Below are 15,852 nucleotides of genomic sequence, written 5' to 3'. Positions count from 1 at the left end.
CAAATTCCCATATTCAGGTTGTTGAATGTGACAAGGCAGAGAAGAGCTTTGCCATCCACTACATTGCCGATTTACGTCCGGCGGACGGCGACACGCGTCGCACTTGATGACTTGTGTTAGCGGCTCTTAACCCGCGGGGCTCGCCAACCGATTTCTCCCGAACCATCGAATCGGTGGTCTCGACGATTCGGGTCATTTTCACTAGGGGTCGTGAAACGCGCCCCCCTTGCAGGCTGATGAAAGATTATTTCGAACAGCGCCGTCGTCGACCGCGCGCACTATCGGATCGGATGCTCGCGACGCCGCGGCCTATTCCGTTGATGCCACATTGCAAAGCGGATGGTCAAAGTGATGCACCCTTTGATGCGGCATGACCACCCAGTTGCACTGCATGAGACTAACGAGCGACTATGTTTCCTCGGAACGCGTAGGAAACCTATTTGGAGGGATTTGCGCAGTTCCCAGATGGCTAAAGCGGACCCACATCGAACGAGCGACACACATAAACGCATCGCTCTGCAGCGATACATTAGCCCTCGCGCGCCGCAAACCCGGCACCCCTCCCTTCTGTCAGTTTTGTCAGTGCTCCGAGGGTGCGTGCAGAGAAAAACGCAGCCCGAAACGGCCTCGCCGCGCCATCCAAAACCGACGATTCGTAGCTTATGTGTCGGCAAGAGCAACGCCTCAGACGCGGTTGGCGCCGGCCATCGAGGAGCCGCTCGAGTTAGAGCACCCAGGGCGTGGGTTCAATTCGCACCGTTTTCGTCGGCGTCAAGGCGTCGCATCGTCTCGCCGCAATTCCATGGTAGTTTGCCGTTTCGTCGACTACAGGAAAAGCATGCAATCCACGGGCGGAAACTCGCGCTACCCACCTTGAAATTTTCCCCGTGCATCTATTTCTAGATCCGCTCAGGTAGTCGCGCCCGCTGTACGGCGCGCTGCTTGCCACCAAAAACCGAAGGCCTCCCGGCGCCATCGGCCGGTCGATGTTTCCAATAGTGACGCATTCAACAATCCGCGTGACATGCCTGCGCATTTATGGCGACTCTTTGGAGCCCGACGATTTCTGCGGCCATCGCGCATCGTGCACGCCAAGGCAAAACTCAAGGGAGCGCGCCATTCATATTTCTGTGCTTTGATGCCTCGGTGCTCGTCTGAAGGCATGAAGAAAGAGCTTATGGAGAAACATGTTGCGAGCATGGACGGTTAGTTGCGATTCTGACGAAGACAATGAACGCCTGGAAGCGTGGCGATATGCTTCGGATCGCCGATCAGTTGCCAGGAATCGCGGAAAGCCTCGCGCGCGAAAGGGAGAGCAGAAATTGCCGCGGTGATCATTCAACGCCCATAGCGCTGACCGCCTGAGGAGCGGTACCGCCTATATGAATCCCACGACCCTTGCTGAGACCCGCCGAGCATGCCCGGCATCGACCCCGAGTCCCGCGGCCGCAGCAAGGTGGTCGATATCGCAAAAACGAGCGAGCGCACGATCCGTTGCGACTATAACGATGGCATCCGCTCGCATGGCGGCTAACCCTGCAAAAAGCTCTTGCCGGTTTTCGATCGAGGTATCGGCCAGGCGTTCAGGGTCCAGCAGAACCATCCCTGCCCGTGCCCGAAATTGCACCAGCGCGCCGGGTTTCGTGATCCAGTCCCCTATCGCGAGCGCCGCGCTGTTGCCCAGTCGCTCGCGCGCGTTCGACACGAGGGCGGGCGATGGGTCGATTCCCGCTATCTCACGCGAGGGCCGCATAAGTGCGGCGAGTTCAAGGAGTAAACCCTCTCCGCAATCGAGGTGGACAACGGGGCCGGAGGTTCGCGCAAGCAACGATGATTGTTCCCAAACCACCGTGCTCCAACGAGATCTCCTTGCAAATTCATCGGCGAATTGCCCGTCGCAGCATTCCTGTATGGACTGTGCGATCGCGGGCGAGGCATACCACCGCCTACGGGGGCCGGCCAAGGCCACCGCCTGCCGTGCAACTCGCCCCGGTGCGCGGTAAGCGAAGCGCCATTCGGGTGTCGTGACTTCGACGATGCCCGAGCGGACGGTAGCGCGCGTTGGCATGTCGCTCCATGTTTCCCAAAGCGAAGCCTCTCCCGCAAATCCGATTTCCTTTGCCAAATCGGAGAAGTGCGATACGGCGTGGCTCGACGCAGTACAGGTGGGGCTGCAAGGCACGTGACGCAGTGGTCCTATTCCTAGCGTGGCCAGTGCTGCCAGCGGGGATATCGGTCCATTTTCCGCCAGTGTCTTCGCGATCGCATCGCGCCAGCCGGCGTTCAGTGCCTGCGACCACGCTTGCGCGCAACAGGCTGGGAATCCCCGGTCGAGCAATAGTGAAGGAGACATGGAATCGAGCGATGTTTCCTGTGGGCCATCTTTCCGATTTGCTTCGATCAGGAGACAGTAAACAGCGAATTCGCGAGCGTCGCATTCTGTGCCGTCCTGCATCACCGGGACGTGCAGTAGAGCGTCCGGTGCGGTTTCGCGCACCGATACCAATAAGTCCGCGTGCTTCGCATGGTCGAGTACCGCCTGCAGCGACGCAAATGGCGCCCAAACGAGCGTCGCCCCCACGATCCCGCGCCGAACGGCTTCGAGCTCGGTCGACAGCGTCGCTTGCGCGGAGCGTTGGAAACTGGCGTCCCATCGGGCTTGCGCCTCTTGGCTTGTGAAATTGACACGCGCCCGCGCGTGGGCCGACAGGTGCCTATGCGTATCCATAGCCATTTCCGTTTGCGGAACAAGCAGCCTCGGCCAGTTCAGCGATATCGCGGATGCATTCATGATCGAGGCGCCTCGTCGCGCACATCGTCCAGCAAATCTTCGAGCAAAGGCTCCTCCCCGACGGACCATGCGTCGATCATCATTGATTCGAGGCGTATTCGACTCGCTGAAACGCTCAGGGGTGGCCTCCCGCCGGCCGCCAACCCGCGCTCGGCATCTTCGAACAGTCCGTACCAGACGGCGCAGTCGCTCGATCGCAAGCGCCAGTCCCCATCGATCGCGGTGCCGGGACAATTGCCTTTGCACATCAAGAAGAAGCGGCAGCCTGCGCAGCCGCCGTCCGATCGAGCCGTTTCATACAGCGCCAATTGCCGTTCGAAGCCTCGACGCCGTGCCGGCAGATAGGCGATCCCTTCCTTGTTCGTTCGTCCACAATTGGAAGGTGTGCCGTCGCCTTCCACACCAATGACCGCGCGTGTCGAGTAGGCGTCGCAAGCATGGAATACGCACGCCGCGGCCGAATCGTGGCCTCTCAACATTGCCTCGATTTCCTTGAAGACATCGAAACGAATCGACGCGAGCGATGCTTCCAGTTCACGTAGCGTCCGCATGGCAATCAACTGTTCTTCGACAGTCATTTGCAAGTGTGCGGTCTGTTCCGCGTTGTCTCGTTCGAGCAAATGCAATCGCACGCGTTCGCCCCCCAGCCGATCAAGAAACTGCAGCCACTTGCAAAGCCGCGTCAGCCGTTCGCCCGCCGCGTTGAGCCGATGCAAGGTAACGATGACCCTCGGGGGCGTACCATCGCGGCAGAGCCGCTCGATGACGGCCTCCGTCATCGCCGTCGCCCGCCGCGTCGAGATCAACGTGCCGGCCCAGCGCTCATCGTTCATTTCTCCAGGGCCGTCGATCGATACTCCGACGTTTACCGAGTAGGAGGAAAAAAGCGCGAGATCGGCTTCTCGTACCAAGGTGCCGTTCGTCTGCATGCCGACGGTTCCGTGACGATCGTAGCCGAACTCGAGCAGGCGTCGCAGATCGGAGCGCTTGGTCAGCATGACCTCGCCGCCGAAAAGACTGAACGGCACGCCGATTTCTTCGAGCTTGCCGATGACGGCGTCGACGTCATACTGAGGTTTGCGTGTTTGGCTCTCGCGAGCGGCCTGCTGATAGCAGTACTTGCATTGGATGTTGCATTTGTCGCCCAGCGGTCTTACTTCCACGGTCATTGTCGGCCTCCTATGGACAGGCGCTAAGCAACACTACGCGAGATAGCCGAACGGAAAATCCGCGCGTGCTTGCTCATCGACTTCTTCCTTTCCGGCCATCGCGGGTAGAGACAGCGAGCGCCGCCCATGCTGCAGCAAGTATCCTCGGGAACGCAGCGATGCGAACGCGGACTCGACCGCGCCGTCCGACAGACGAGCCGCCAATTTTTCGAGGTCTTTGTCGACGCGAGGCGAGCGGCATAAATCGAGCACGGCTACTTCAGCTTCGTTGGCAAAATAAAACGGTTCGCAGGCTACGCTGCGGGAATCTTCGATCAAGTAGCCACTGTCTATCGGGAACGCACGCAACACAGGCGGCTCGGGCTCGTCGAACCAGCGCGCACGCCAACGCTTGACTGCCGTGCGCAGCTTTTCCAAATCCAGTTCGGTGGCAGACGAGGGGGCCTCGCCGTCGAAGAAATAAGCGAGGTTCGAAAGCGCTTCATCGGGAATCTGATAGATCTCAGCATAGGACCTGAACGGACGGACCGAACGAAAACCGATCATCTCCGCTTGTTCATAGTTCGGGCTGAATCGATCGAGACGGATGCGGCCGCACGCGACCGGGGGCTGCAAGTGCTCGAGCAACGGTACGATTTCGGCTGCGGCATCGTATTCCTCGGAAGGCTCCTCCGGAAATCCGTACAGAATCGACCAGATCACGCCCAAGCCGAGTTCGCGGCAATTTCTGAGCAAGCGGACATTCAGCAAACGATCCACGCCTTTTCTCATCAGCCGGAGAATCGGATCCGAGAGGTTCTCTATGCCCGGTTGAACCCACGTCACTCCGGAGCGTGCCAAGGTCCTCAGCTTTTCTTCGTCGAAGTTGGACTTAATCTCGTAAAACAAGTTGAGCCCGCGATGCTCCCCTACCATCGGTTCGAGGACGTTCGCAACATGCTTGGGGCTTAATATATTGTCGGTTGCTGCCATGCGCGCTATCGCATGCCGCACAACGAGCGTTTCGAGTTCGTCGAGTAAGCGGCTCGGTGATTTCTCGCGGAAAGTCATGCCCTCGCCGTTCAACCCGCAAAAGGTGCAATGATGCTTTTGCCCCCACCAGCAACCTCTCGACGATTCGAACGGGATGGATGGGCGCACCCTATAGTGCTCCTCCAACTCGGATAGTTGGGCAAAGTAATCGCTGTAATCCGGAACGGGCAGTTCGTCTAAATCCCGAGTCGGACTGGTGGCGACGACGCCATTGCGCGGCGCGAGCGAAAATTCGGCGCCGTGCCGAGCGGCGTTTCGTTGCAGAAGTTCCTTGACAAACGGTGCGAACGTTTGATCGGCCTCGCCGGTGAAAACGTAGTCGATTTGCGGGAAATGCTCGCGGAGCACGGTGCCCATTGGACCATGACAATTCGCTCCGCCGAAGCAGACGACGGTGTCCGGACTCGAAGCCTTGACGGCAGCGGCGATCGCGAGCGAAGCGGCCGTCTGCTCGAACATCGTTGTGAATCCCACTACGCGCGGCCGAGACGCCATGATTTTCTCTGCCGCGAAACGCACGAAGGCCTGCGCGTATTGGCCACGCAGTGCGTCGAGATCGCCGATACCTGCTTTGTCGAGCGCACTATGGCGTTCACGCTCGTACGTTTGATCCACAGGGCGAATCCGGTCCGTACGGAGCGCTTCGGCGAAGAACCAATCGCCGATCAGCAAGTGACTGGGTAATCCGCCGGCAAGGCACTCATTCAAATCGAGTCCTATCCACTGCGCGAATGTGAGGTTCAGGTAGAGCGACGACGCACTCAGGCCCGCGCGTCTCAGAGTCGCCTGCAGCAAGCCCAGCGCAGCGGAGGGGCGCACTACCGACACGACCGGCGCCGATAATAGCAAGACGTCCATCGTTATCCCCGCGCCGTGGCTATTCGACGACGCTGCGTCGTGAGTTTGACCGGTTTGTCTCGCCGCTCGGCGAACGCTCGGGCTTGCGAGAGCAAATGGATCGACGAGTACAGGCGGTCGCATGCCGTGCATACGCCGTCGAAGTCTTCCCGTTCGAGCGGGACCGGATCGTCCGCGGTTGTCTGGACGAGCACTTCCACGGGACCCTCGCTGCCGATCCATTGAAGGAGCGCATCGTCATCGGCTTGCCATATCGCGCGATTCAGGCCGCCCTCTCGAATGTGCCCTACGACCATGCTTTCGCTATGAGGCAGTACACCGCAGCACGGATACACGTTTCCTTCGGGGTTGACCTGAAAATTGCGGAGAACCGACGTGCACGGTCCACGATAGGCATACTCCCAGCGCTTGCGCAGTTCGGCCCGGTCGGCCTCGATGTCGGCGGCGCGTCCCGTCGAATTGATCGCCGTTTCGTAGATTTGAACGCTATCGTCAAGCGCTAGGGCAGTGCGCAACGACTCGGCTGTGATCTTTGAATCGGGCTCAATCACCACGGCAATTCTCGCTTTCACCCCTGTGTCGATCGCTGCCGAGACGGCGTTAGCGATGTGCGAGATCTTCAGGAATTGCGCATGGGCATCGTCGTACGAGAGCGTTACCTCCGAGAGGCCCACCGCCTTGAGCGTTGACACCACATCCTGCGCGCGCTCACGGGATTTGGCCCAAAACGCGCTCGTGGTGATGCCCGTGCGCAGGCCTAGCCCGGCCGCGTGCTCGATTGCCTCACGAACGAGCTCCGGATGCAGGAGCGGATCGCCGCCGACGAAATGAACCGCGTCGAAAATGTATGCGGCCGCAGCCTGTGAAATCGCGGCTTTGACATCATCGAGCGACAAGTGCCCTCTTTTTGCCATATCCGACGAGTAGCAGCAGTGAGCGCAGTTCAATGGACAGCGCAATGTGACATTGATGACAAGGGCGACTGGATCGTTCTTCATCGGCGTTCTCGCGGATATACGAAACTACTCCACTGAACCAGCCGAATTGACTCGGATTCGCCGCGATGGATTACAATACTTCCATTTCAACGGGATCACCCACTTGGTGTATTGACGGGTGTATCTCATGAGCTTTTCTGTCGAGACTCCTTAGTACCATCGAATAAACCACGCACAATCACGTCGCGCAGGCGAGATCAACCGCGCACGCCTCACCAGGCCGAGGGCCATCGTGAGGCTGCGCTGCATCGACATCAGCTCTTCGCGCTCGCCTTCACTGAATTTGATTTTGCGCATGCAACTTTAGACCGGTGCAATTTCATTGGTTCAATGGACGAGTTCGTTGCGAATCGGCGAGAGCCTCGACTAACAAGCGGCGCTCGAAAACTGCCCCGTACCGCTCCTGCTATTCGATTAGACGTCGATATGGATAATCGCGGCGTGCCGCGGCTTGCTCGCGACCGCGACCGGTTTCGAACGAATCATTGCTTCGACCTTGTCGCTGATTTGGATTCCACATTGCGCCAGATAGGCCTTGGGGTCCACCGAAATCGCAGAAGCGGACGGTGGATTCGCTTTTAACGATTTGGCTGCCAGTTGGGCCTTTTCGAGATCGACGATCACGTCATTGGTCATTTTTTCATTCCTCATGGTTTAGCCTGCGCTTTACCGGTTCGAGTTCGCAGGCGATCGAATGCGCGTACCGATGGAAAGACGCTGCGCGTGAAATTGAAACGCAGTATCGATTTTCACTCAGACATCGATATGAATGAGCACGGACTGCCGCAGCTTGCCACCGCCTCCAAACGGCTTACTACGAAGGGGGGCAGCGACTTTGTCGGTGATCTGGACGCCGTGCTGAGCCAGAAACGCCTTCGCTTGTTTTGCTTGCGCGGACTCAGACGAGGAATCGTTGCCTTGCATTCCATCGATGCTAATAGCCATATCATTACTCATTCTCATGTCCTCATGGTCGAATGAACATTTCCTGGTTGGGCGGCATTTGCACTTCCCATTGTGCAGAGTACTCCACACGTAGCGACCTTGCCGCCGACTGCGTGTCGCTAAATTAATCAACGTTTTAGCGCTCGCTCAGTGCGCACCCCGGAAGCCCTGGTGCCCGAAGCCCTGCACACGTTGGAACCCCTGCGGTCTCTGCACGCCGTGCAGTCCCTGACTACGCTGCCCTCCCCGAAAATCAGCGACAACTCTCATAGAAGCCACGTGCTGTCCGATCATCGAGTGAATCTGCCAGACTTGATCTTCATTGAGGGGTAATACCACGCCCTGTTCACCCATTCGTCTGCTCCTGGAAGTCTAAGAAAACATTGAAACATCACGATGAACCGAAACACCCCCAGCCCCTTACATTGGCACGCGCAAAACGTCGTCCCACGTCCGTCTTATGGCACTGGAATTTGAGAGCAGAGCAACAATTCTCAAATCGAAAAACTGCATACTCGCATCCTCAACCTCCGGTGAGTTGGACGTCTGCAACTGACGAGCAATAGCCGCGCCAGACGGAAAGCGAGGTAATACGACTAATCGGTGGAATCGCCTGTCGCAAATGTCTCAACCTTGTCGTACATCGAACAATATTAAGCGACATCAACCTGCTGTTCACCGCCTGGTGGCGAAATGAGGCTCTGTCGAGGATTTTGTCGCACTAACGCGATCGGAGTAAGATTGGTTTTCGATCGTGAATGACGAACGGCATGGGACGAAAACACCGCGCAAGGCTTTGCCGCCGGGCATCGGCAAGGTTCTCAAGCGACTGCACTATCCGCTGGACGATCCTGCTGTGCGTACGCTGGTATGTGGTTTATTCGTTTGGCCTGCGCAATCTCGAGGAATGATGGCCAAGATCTGGTGTCCATGGCTTGATGTCCAAGTTGCTTTAGCGACTCTTAATCGACTGGCGCGTGCACAACAGTTACAGATGGAGGCCCGCACCCTGAACTGCACCCCAAAAGTTGGACACGGATCCAACCTTTTGGGTGTTTTTCATGGCGAAGCACCATAAGCGGTTCAAACTGACGTTAATTAAAACGTATTTGCGCGGGGGAATTGGGCTGCCAGTACTGGCAGCCCGCCACGGGATCGACTACTCGATGCTTCGCCGCTGGGTTGATGCCTATCGTTTGCACGGCTACGCAGCTCTTTGCCCTAAGCGCAGCCAATACGGCGTTCACTTCAGGCTGAAGGTGCTCAGGCGCATGTCGCGTGACGGGCTTTCCCTGCGCGAAGTCACTGCTCTGTACGATATCCGCGATCCCGCCAGGGTCTCGTAATGGGCCCGCCTGTATGATGAGGGCGGTATAGATGCTCTGATGCCCCGCCGACGAGGGCGTCCAAAAAAATGCCCGAGACCCGGCCTGACCTGCCTGTTGAAGAGAAACCTACCGATGCGCGATCACGCGAAGAACTACTCAAGGAGCTCGCGTATCTGCGCGCGGAGGCGGCGTACCGAAAAAATGTATGGTCCGCCCCGGCTTTGCGAGCAGGCACTTTCAAACGAAGCAGTTTGCGTAAATGTATCCGGCCTCTCGCGAGTCAGCCGCTTTTGACGGCAAGGCCATGATGGGATATGCACGCCCGGTTCCCAATAAGCTCGTCGGCCTCAAAGGCCGGTTTTTTTGAGCCGGGTTTACCGAGCGCCGTTGCGCTGTTTCGTCATCAGGTGCGGGCAAGCAAACTTGGAAGGGGGCGCAAAGTCTCCTATTGCTGTTGCGGTTGTCGCAGATACAGAGAGCCGTGTCGTGTGAGGACAGCCCACGCAATGCGCGCGAGTTTTTTGGCCAGCGCCACGATAAGCTTGTTGCGGTGTATTCCTTTCGCTTCCATCTGATTCAGCCAGACACCGAGATGATCTTTGGTTCGATCCAGATGCAGAACACAGGTGCGAGCACCATGCACCAGCAGCTTGCGCAAATATGAGTTTCCACGTTTGGTGATACCAAGTAGGCGCTGTTTGCCGCCTGTGGAGAATTCCCGGGGCACGAGCCCCAGCCATGCCGCGAGATGGCGACCGGACTTGAATTGCGTTCCGGTGCCCGCAAACGCGGTGATAGCCGTCGCTGTCAACTGGCCGATGCCAGGCACAGATGTCAATCGGGTGGCTGCATCGTCGGCGCTCGCAATAGATTCGATCTGGCGCCGAAGCAGAAGCAGGCGCGCCTCAATGGCACGGTATTCCTGCCACAACTGTTCGAGCAAACTGCGCATTGCTGGCGTCAGTCCATTCTGGTCGTCTGAGAGAACCGACGGCATGTCGCATAGACGAGCCGTTGCCGCACCCGGTGCAGCGCCTGTAAGTCGAGCTGTGGGTCGGTCTTTGGCAGCGCGAATCGCTTGGTGGGACGCGAAATCGCTTCAGCAATGGCTTCTGCGTCGACTAGATCAGTCTTGTTCGACTTGACGAATGGCTTGACGAACTGTGCAGGAACAATGCGGACCTCATGTCCTGCAGCGGCGGCTTTCCTTGCTAGCCAGTTACTGCCGGGGCAAGCCTCCATTCCAACGATGGTCGGGGACGCGCGCGTCAGGAATTCAATGAGGCGCTCAGGCGTGAAGCGCCCCTGAAAGCCGGCTTGCCAGCGGCGTCGAGACCGACTACGTGGAATGCCGATTTACCAATGTCGATACCCATTCTGGCCACGGCGGATGTAACGCGCTGATTCATGACACACCTCCTCGGAAGCCGTACGTGTCAGCCCTGATTATGCAGCTATCCGGAACGCCGGTCGGATCGTCAATCACAAGACCGTGCAGCGGCTGATGGGTGAATTGCAGCTGAAATCACTGGTGCGCCCAAAGCGCTACCGCTCCTGGCGCGGCGAAGTTGGACGCGTTGCACCGAACCTGCTAAATCGCGAGTTCGAGGCACGCAGGCCTGATCAGAAATGGGTAACCGACGTGACGGAATTTAATGTCAACGGCGAGAAGCTTTACCTGTCGCCTGTGATGGACCTGTACAACGGTGAAATCGTGGCGTGGCAGACGGCTCGTCGGCCATGCTTCGAGCTGGTCAGCAACATGCTGAAGAAGGCCGTCACGCAGTTGGGTACCCGGGACAAGCCGTTGTTGCATTCAGATGGGCTGGCAGTACCAGATGTCTGCCTGGCGGCGAATGCTGAGCGCGAATCGGCTACGGCAAAGCATGTCACGCAGAGGAAACTGCCTGGATAATGCCGCAATGGAAAGCTTCTTTGGCACGCTAAAATCCGAGTTCTTCCGCCTGACCCGATTCGACAGTATCAAACAGCTGCAGGCCGGACTGCGGCGATACATTCACTACTATAACCACGAGCGCATCAAGCTCAAACTCAATGGGCTGAGTCCCGTGCAATACAGGACTCAGCTTCTGGCGGCCTAGAAACTTACCGTCCAACTTGGTGGGGTCCATTCACGCGGCGGGCGGCATTTTGCCGACACGCGAACCTGATAATCCAGATGCGCGCTCAAATGAGGAACCTCGAGTCCGTGTTCGGCCATCATCTCTTCGACGTTGCGCAGGCTCAGCGAGTACGCCACGTGCCAGCGCACGCAAAGCAGGATCACATCCAGCGGATGATGCAGCCGCTTGAGCACTTTGCCGAGACCGCCGGGCACGCCTTGCGCGTCGTCTTCGTCTTTGCCATCGTGTGTGTCGTACGTTCCGATTCGAGCGATTCTACCCGACCTCGCCAATGCGACTGAACCTACGAATTCGCTCGATCGCAGTCGCCGGTTCCGTGCGGATGTCTAAACATGCGCGACTTGTAAGGAACACCACGTCATTGTTCGATAGCCGACACAAGTGCGCGACGCAACTGCGGGCCAATGCGTCATTATGCCTGTGCTCTGCGGTTCCGAGCGTTTGGGCCCCCACATGGTCCGGAAGGTGCTTCGAGACAGGCTTGGAACAGCCCGGTCGCTGCGCAATCGCGACAAAGAGCATTGTCACGTTGCTGACTGAGTCCGGTAGCATCAGGCAATGCAGTTATCTGATCGCTTTATCGTGGCGACCGCTTCCCCACGATGCCATCAGTTGTGCCGTGCGTTGGGCACCACCGGGTTCAGCTGAGTCTGCGCGACCTTGAGCAATTCGACACTGGCGCGACAAATTTAGCGCAAGCTTTGAACGGTGGGTAAAGGCAGCTCGCCGCACATCCAGCACCACGGCATCTGGACGAGCTATTTGTGTCGTTGTGCCGTGAGCTTACCTGCGACGGCGTGCCGTTGATGAACAGGGGCCGAACTCGACTACCTGCGGCAGAAACGGCGGGACTAAGGCGCTGCCAAGCGGTTCTTCAGCCACGTGCTTTGTTCTAGCCCCGTGCCGCGCGCTCAACACCGATCAGCTTGGGAGCTAGCCGGCAGCCAGAGCCGACATTCCCAATACTGGCGGGCATCAAATATGTGCGTCAAGACTGCGGCCCGGGTGAACAACCGTGCAGACCCTGCGTAAAGCGCGCCCGGTCCGCACTGTCTTCCGATTCGCCATGACAATGCAAACCATCCGCTTCTATCACCAGGGGTCCGTCCGCGAGGTCGCGGGCGTGCCGGAGACGCGCACCGTGCAGCAGTACCTGCGCGAGGATCTGCGCTGCACCGGCACCAAGGAAGGCTACGCGGAGGGCGACTGCGGCGCGTGCACAGTCGTGATCGGCGAACTCGACGCGCGCGGCGAGCTTACGCTGAAGGCGGTCAACGCCTGCATCCAGTTCCTGCCGACGCTCGACGGCCGCGCCCTCTTCACCGTCGAAGACCTGCGCGCCGCGAACGGCGCGCTGCATCCGGTGCAGCAGGCGCTGGTCGACTGTCACGGTTCGCAATGCGGCTTCTGCACGCCCGGCTTCGTGATGTCGATGTGGGCGCTCTACGAAAACCAGCCCGCCAGCGCCGGCCTGCCGACCCGTGACGAAATCGACGCCGCGCTGTCCGGCAATCTCTGCCGCAGCACCGGCTACCGGCCGATCATCGATGCGGCGCAGAAGATGTTCGACTACCCGCAGCATCCGCGCGTCTCGCTCGATCGCGATGCGATCGCGACCACGCTGCGCACACTGCAGCGCAAAGACACGTTCGAATACAGCGCCCCCGACACCCGTGGCGCCGCGTTCGGCTCACCCAACTTCCACGCCCCGCTTACGCTCGACGCGTTCGCGACGCTGCGCGCCCAGCATCCGGACGCGCGCATCGTCGCGGGCAGCACCGACGTCGGCTTGTGGGTCACCAAGCAGTTTCGCGATCTCGGCGACCTGCTGTACATCGGCAACTTCGCCGAGTTGAAAACCATCGCGCGCGACGCGCAAACGCTGACCATCGGCGCGGCGGTCTCGCTCGAAGACGCGTACGCGGCACTCACCGCCGACTACCCCGAGCTCGCCGAACTATGGACGCGCTTCGCATCGCTGCCGATCCGCAATGCGGGCACGCTCGGCGGCAACGTCGCGAACGGCTCGCCGATCGGCGATTCGATGCCGGCACTACTCGCGCTCGGCGCCGAGGTCGAACTGCGCCCCGATCGCACGACCCGCACGCTGCCGCTCGGCGCCCGCGCCGCACAGGGCTAAAAAATTGTCGGTTCTCAATTCGTTCAGACCGGTTCCCTAACCAATTTTCCTCCTCGATATTTGCACCGGCGCGCCTTACTCCAGGATAACGAGATCTCAATTTCCGCCGTGTCGCTCTGTTCGCATGTCTTGATTCGGACGCTCTTACTACAAATCAGAATTTGTGACGGATGGCCGCGCGAGCAAGGACCTGGCACTTATTGGATGAATCGTTCGTATTGGTGATGTTGGCAACAGCGGGGGTACCGAGAGACGATGTTCCCGATGCTTGCTGCCAACCAATTCCGAAATACACATCGGTGCGTTTGGACAGGAAATAGTCGGTTGCAATCGCTACCTGGTTGAAATGCTGGTTTCCGATTTTGTGTCCCGCGGCGTCTTGAACGCCATCCGAGTACAAGTAGGCATATGATGCAGCGACAGTCCAAGATGGGTTACAACGATACAGTATTCCAACGTCGTAGTTGTTGAATATCGCCGTTCCGTCTTGAAGCGACGCGCCGAGATTTGCGTATTGAACATTGGAGAACGAAGCCGCCAGGATGACTGGGCCGATCGTGTAATTGGCCCCTACGACTGCGGACTGGTATGTTTCGGCAGAAGCATATCCCCTGTTGAGGCCGCCCTGTAGAGGTGAAAACCCGTTCCCATAGGCAGTAAAAAAACCTGTGCCTGGCGCTGCAGTGGGGTGTTTAAAATACTCGAATGCCACCCCCACTTTTAATGGCGCGTTTGCGTAGCCGGCACCTACCGAATAGCCGCTGGCAGTTGTGAAACTTCCGGGATCACCACCTAAGCTATACTCCACCCCGAAAGTCGCACTGCGGATTTCAGGACTCATGTATCGTACCGACTTATTCACTCGAACCGTGTTGCACGCATTGTCTACATCGCTTGGGTGCCCGGCCGGCGCACCTCCCACGAGCGCTGCGGCCGTGAGTGGCTCGGGGAAGTAGAAGATCATGTCATACTGACGTCCAAATGTCAGGCCGCCCCAGTTGTCCCTTGTCAGGCCGACGAATGCCTGACGACCAAACAGCAGCCCGCCTTGAGCAGCCAGACCGTTGTTTAAGTTCACACCCGATTCAAGGGTGAAAATCGCGTGTAAAGTTCCGCCGAGGTCCTCGACTCCGGTCACCCCCCATCGACTTCCCATGAGGCCGGCAAGCGAATCAAGCGACAATCTCTGTCCGCCACCAGCGTTGCTTTGATACATGATTCCTTCGTCGAGGACCCCGTAAATGGCCACACTACCTTGTGCGTTAGCAAATGAACACATTCCAACTGAAGCTATACAGATCCCCAACTTTATCAACTCACTATGCATCACCCGTTGTCCTGTCAATCATCTTTATATATAACTCCCTCTTTACTTAACTCGGCTGCCCTTCATCTGCATCGAAGGGGCGCGAGGTGACTCTTAGACTCGATTCAATGCATTACCTTTGCATAAAGACTACAGTGACGCGGGCCCGCTACCCGCGCAGTGTCAGGTCCTCGCGCAGCACGCTGTCGTATGGCGGAGGAGGCGCCCTCGAACGAGAGCGCAGTGTCGCTTCAAACTGATGACTTTGGGAATTCAAAGCATAGGTTATGCCTGGCCATTTCTCTCTCAGCGGCCAAACCCGCCCGCACAGCCAAGCGACGAACACGTCTTGAAAGAGCACTAATTCGAACGGATGGACAACTCACACATCACTGCGGGATCGCTTACCGCTGACATATTGGAATTCCCAAAGAATGCTTTAGTGGGACCGCCCATGTATGAAAGTCGCCGTTTTGTTGTCAGCATTCGCTCGGTACCATACAATTGACCTCGACGCGACAGAAAACCGCGTGCTAAAGAGGCGGCAGAGACGGGAATTCGGACAGTAGAATAAGGAGAGAGAGCGCTTATTCGTTGGATGTGCACCCGCCCCCAACCCACTAAACGGAAGTTTGCAGAGGTTCTGAGGTTGGATTTGCCCCTGTACTTCTGGACACAGCCTCACACTTGAGTTGATGAATCGGCCCTGCGCCTGAACTCGCGTGGCGAGCGGTACTTCAGCGCGCTATGACGATGCTGCTCGTTGTAATGCTCAATCGCGATGGCGAGATTGCGCGCTGCGGTCGCGGCGTCCGGCGTGGGCATGAACGCCACGTAGTCACGCTTCATCGTCTTCACGAAGCTTTCTGCCATACCATTACTCTGCGGGCTGCACACTGGTGTGGTCAATGGCTTCAGGCCAATACCAAAAGCGAAGTGAGCTTCCCTCGGTTTTTCGCCTTCCAGAGGTCCGGGGTTATGCAGCCGTATCCTTTGTCCGCTGAGCCGCAAGCTAGTCTTGCATGAACTGAGTTGGCGACGTGAAGCCGAGCGATGAATGACGACGACTGCGGTTATAAAACACTTCGATGTATTCGAACAAGTCCGCAACGGCGTCGCGATGCGTGCGATACCGCGTGCC

General features: G+C 58.2%; 13 protein-coding genes and 5 pseudogenes. 5 read left to right on the top strand and 13 right to left on the bottom strand.

Annotation, left to right across the window (positions count from 1 at the left end; all coding sequences use genetic code 11):
- Positions 1 to 1,378: 1,378 nt before the first annotated feature.
- From VSR82_RS38495 to VSR82_RS38470, 6 genes are all read right to left on the bottom strand, one after another.
- On the bottom strand, positions 1,379 to 2,791 hold the full coding sequence (locus VSR82_RS38495) for a hypothetical protein (RefSeq protein ID WP_498858776.1): 1,413 nt from the start codon (positions 2,789 to 2,791) through the stop codon (positions 1,379 to 1,381).
- Positions 2,788 to 3,960, bottom strand: coding sequence for a radical SAM protein (locus VSR82_RS38490; protein WP_498858775.1), 1,173 nt, complete (start codon positions 3,958 to 3,960; stop codon positions 2,788 to 2,790). Before VSR82_RS38490 ends, VSR82_RS38495 begins: the two co-directional genes overlap by 4 nt.
- Before the next feature lie 33 nt (positions 3,961 to 3,993).
- Positions 3,994 to 5,850 (bottom strand): RiPP maturation radical SAM C-methyltransferase, encoded by a 1,857-nt coding sequence (locus VSR82_RS38485; protein ID WP_410853157.1) that lies wholly within the window; start codon positions 5,848 to 5,850, stop codon positions 3,994 to 3,996.
- Between the two features lie 2 nt (positions 5,851 to 5,852).
- Positions 5,853 to 6,848 carry a radical SAM/SPASM domain-containing protein gene (locus VSR82_RS38480; RefSeq protein WP_498858774.1) on the bottom strand — a complete coding sequence of 332 codons (996 nt, stop codon included), beginning with the start codon at positions 6,846 to 6,848 and terminating at the stop codon, positions 5,853 to 5,855.
- Positions 6,849 to 7,262: 414 nt separating this feature from the next.
- On the bottom strand, positions 7,263 to 7,484 hold the full coding sequence (locus VSR82_RS38475) for a hypothetical protein (RefSeq protein ID WP_018436596.1): 222 nt from the start codon (positions 7,482 to 7,484) through the stop codon (positions 7,263 to 7,265).
- A gap of 117 nt (positions 7,485 to 7,601) precedes the next feature.
- Complete coding sequence (locus tag VSR82_RS38470) at positions 7,602 to 7,805, bottom strand: hypothetical protein (protein ID WP_152854895.1); 204 nt, start codon at positions 7,803 to 7,805, stop codon at positions 7,602 to 7,604.
- 742 nt (positions 7,806 to 8,547) lie between these two features.
- On the opposite strand from VSR82_RS38470, the gene VSR82_RS38465 reads away from it, so the two are divergent.
- Both VSR82_RS38465 and VSR82_RS38460 read left to right on the top strand, forming a co-directional pair.
- The gene (locus VSR82_RS38465; RefSeq protein ID WP_410853317.1) at positions 8,548 to 8,871 is read left to right on the top strand and encodes a hypothetical protein; all 324 of its coding nucleotides are present in this window, start codon (positions 8,548 to 8,550) and stop codon (positions 8,869 to 8,871) included.
- Positions 8,855 to 9,139 (top strand): transposase, encoded by a 285-nt coding sequence (locus tag VSR82_RS38460; RefSeq protein WP_498858773.1) that lies wholly within the window; start codon positions 8,855 to 8,857, stop codon positions 9,137 to 9,139. Before VSR82_RS38465 ends, VSR82_RS38460 begins: the two co-directional genes overlap by 17 nt.
- 427 nt (positions 9,140 to 9,566) lie before the next feature.
- Here VSR82_RS38460 and VSR82_RS38455 read toward each other — a convergent pair whose 3' ends face one another.
- The 3 genes from VSR82_RS38455 to VSR82_RS38445 are packed head-to-tail and all read right to left on the bottom strand — an operon-like array spanning position 9,567 to position 10,530.
- Positions 9,567 to 10,073 (bottom strand): IS110 family RNA-guided transposase, encoded by a 507-nt coding sequence (locus VSR82_RS38455; RefSeq protein ID WP_498858772.1) that lies wholly within the window; start codon positions 10,071 to 10,073, stop codon positions 9,567 to 9,569.
- A gap of 8 nt (positions 10,074 to 10,081) precedes the next feature.
- On the bottom strand, positions 10,082 to 10,363 hold the full coding sequence (locus VSR82_RS38450; protein ID WP_498858771.1) for an IS110 family transposase: 282 nt from the start codon (positions 10,361 to 10,363) through the stop codon (positions 10,082 to 10,084).
- Between the two features lie 26 nt (positions 10,364 to 10,389).
- Positions 10,390 to 10,530, bottom strand: coding sequence for a hypothetical protein (locus VSR82_RS38445; protein ID WP_410853183.1), 141 nt, complete (start codon positions 10,528 to 10,530; stop codon positions 10,390 to 10,392).
- A 41-nt stretch (positions 10,531 to 10,571) separates the two neighbouring features.
- Between VSR82_RS38445 and VSR82_RS38440 the strand changes: the two are divergent.
- Positions 10,572 to 11,223 (top strand): annotated as a pseudogene (locus VSR82_RS38440) (IS3 family transposase); the annotation flags it as partial.
- Positions 11,224 to 11,300: 77 nt separating this feature from the next.
- On the opposite strand, the pseudogene VSR82_RS38435 reads toward VSR82_RS38440, so the two are convergent.
- Positions 11,301 to 11,488: pseudogene (locus VSR82_RS38435) on the bottom strand (IS6 family transposase); the annotation flags it as partial.
- Between the two features lie 349 nt (positions 11,489 to 11,837).
- On the opposite strand from VSR82_RS38435, the pseudogene VSR82_RS38430 reads away from it, so the two are divergent.
- Together VSR82_RS38430 and xdhA are read left to right on the top strand one after the other, a co-directional pair.
- Positions 11,838 to 12,288 (top strand): annotated as a pseudogene (locus tag VSR82_RS38430) (DDE-type integrase/transposase/recombinase); the annotation flags it as partial.
- Positions 12,289 to 12,331: 43 nt separating this feature from the next.
- A pseudogene (xdhA, locus tag VSR82_RS38425) lies at positions 12,332 to 13,381 on the top strand (xanthine dehydrogenase small subunit); the annotation flags it as partial.
- Between the two features lie 178 nt (positions 13,382 to 13,559).
- Here the strand turns inward: xdhA and VSR82_RS38420 are convergent.
- From VSR82_RS38420 to VSR82_RS38410, 3 genes and pseudogenes are all read right to left on the bottom strand, one after another.
- On the bottom strand, positions 13,560 to 14,732 hold the full coding sequence (locus VSR82_RS38420) for a porin (RefSeq protein ID WP_429327367.1): 1,173 nt from the start codon (positions 14,730 to 14,732) through the stop codon (positions 13,560 to 13,562).
- A gap of 660 nt (positions 14,733 to 15,392) precedes the next feature.
- Positions 15,393 to 15,647: pseudogene (locus VSR82_RS38415) on the bottom strand (integrase core domain-containing protein); the annotation flags it as partial.
- 76 nt (positions 15,648 to 15,723) lie between these two features.
- On the bottom strand, positions 15,724 to 15,852 hold a 129-nt coding region (locus VSR82_RS38410), incomplete at its 5' end, for an IS3 family transposase (protein WP_410853470.1).

It is taken from the genome of Burkholderia sp. JPY481, from assembly GCF_038900515.1.
In the GTDB taxonomy this organism is placed as follows: domain Bacteria; phylum Pseudomonadota; class Gammaproteobacteria; order Burkholderiales; family Burkholderiaceae; genus Paraburkholderia; species Paraburkholderia youngii.
This window is presented reverse-complemented; position numbering and strand designations above follow the sequence as displayed.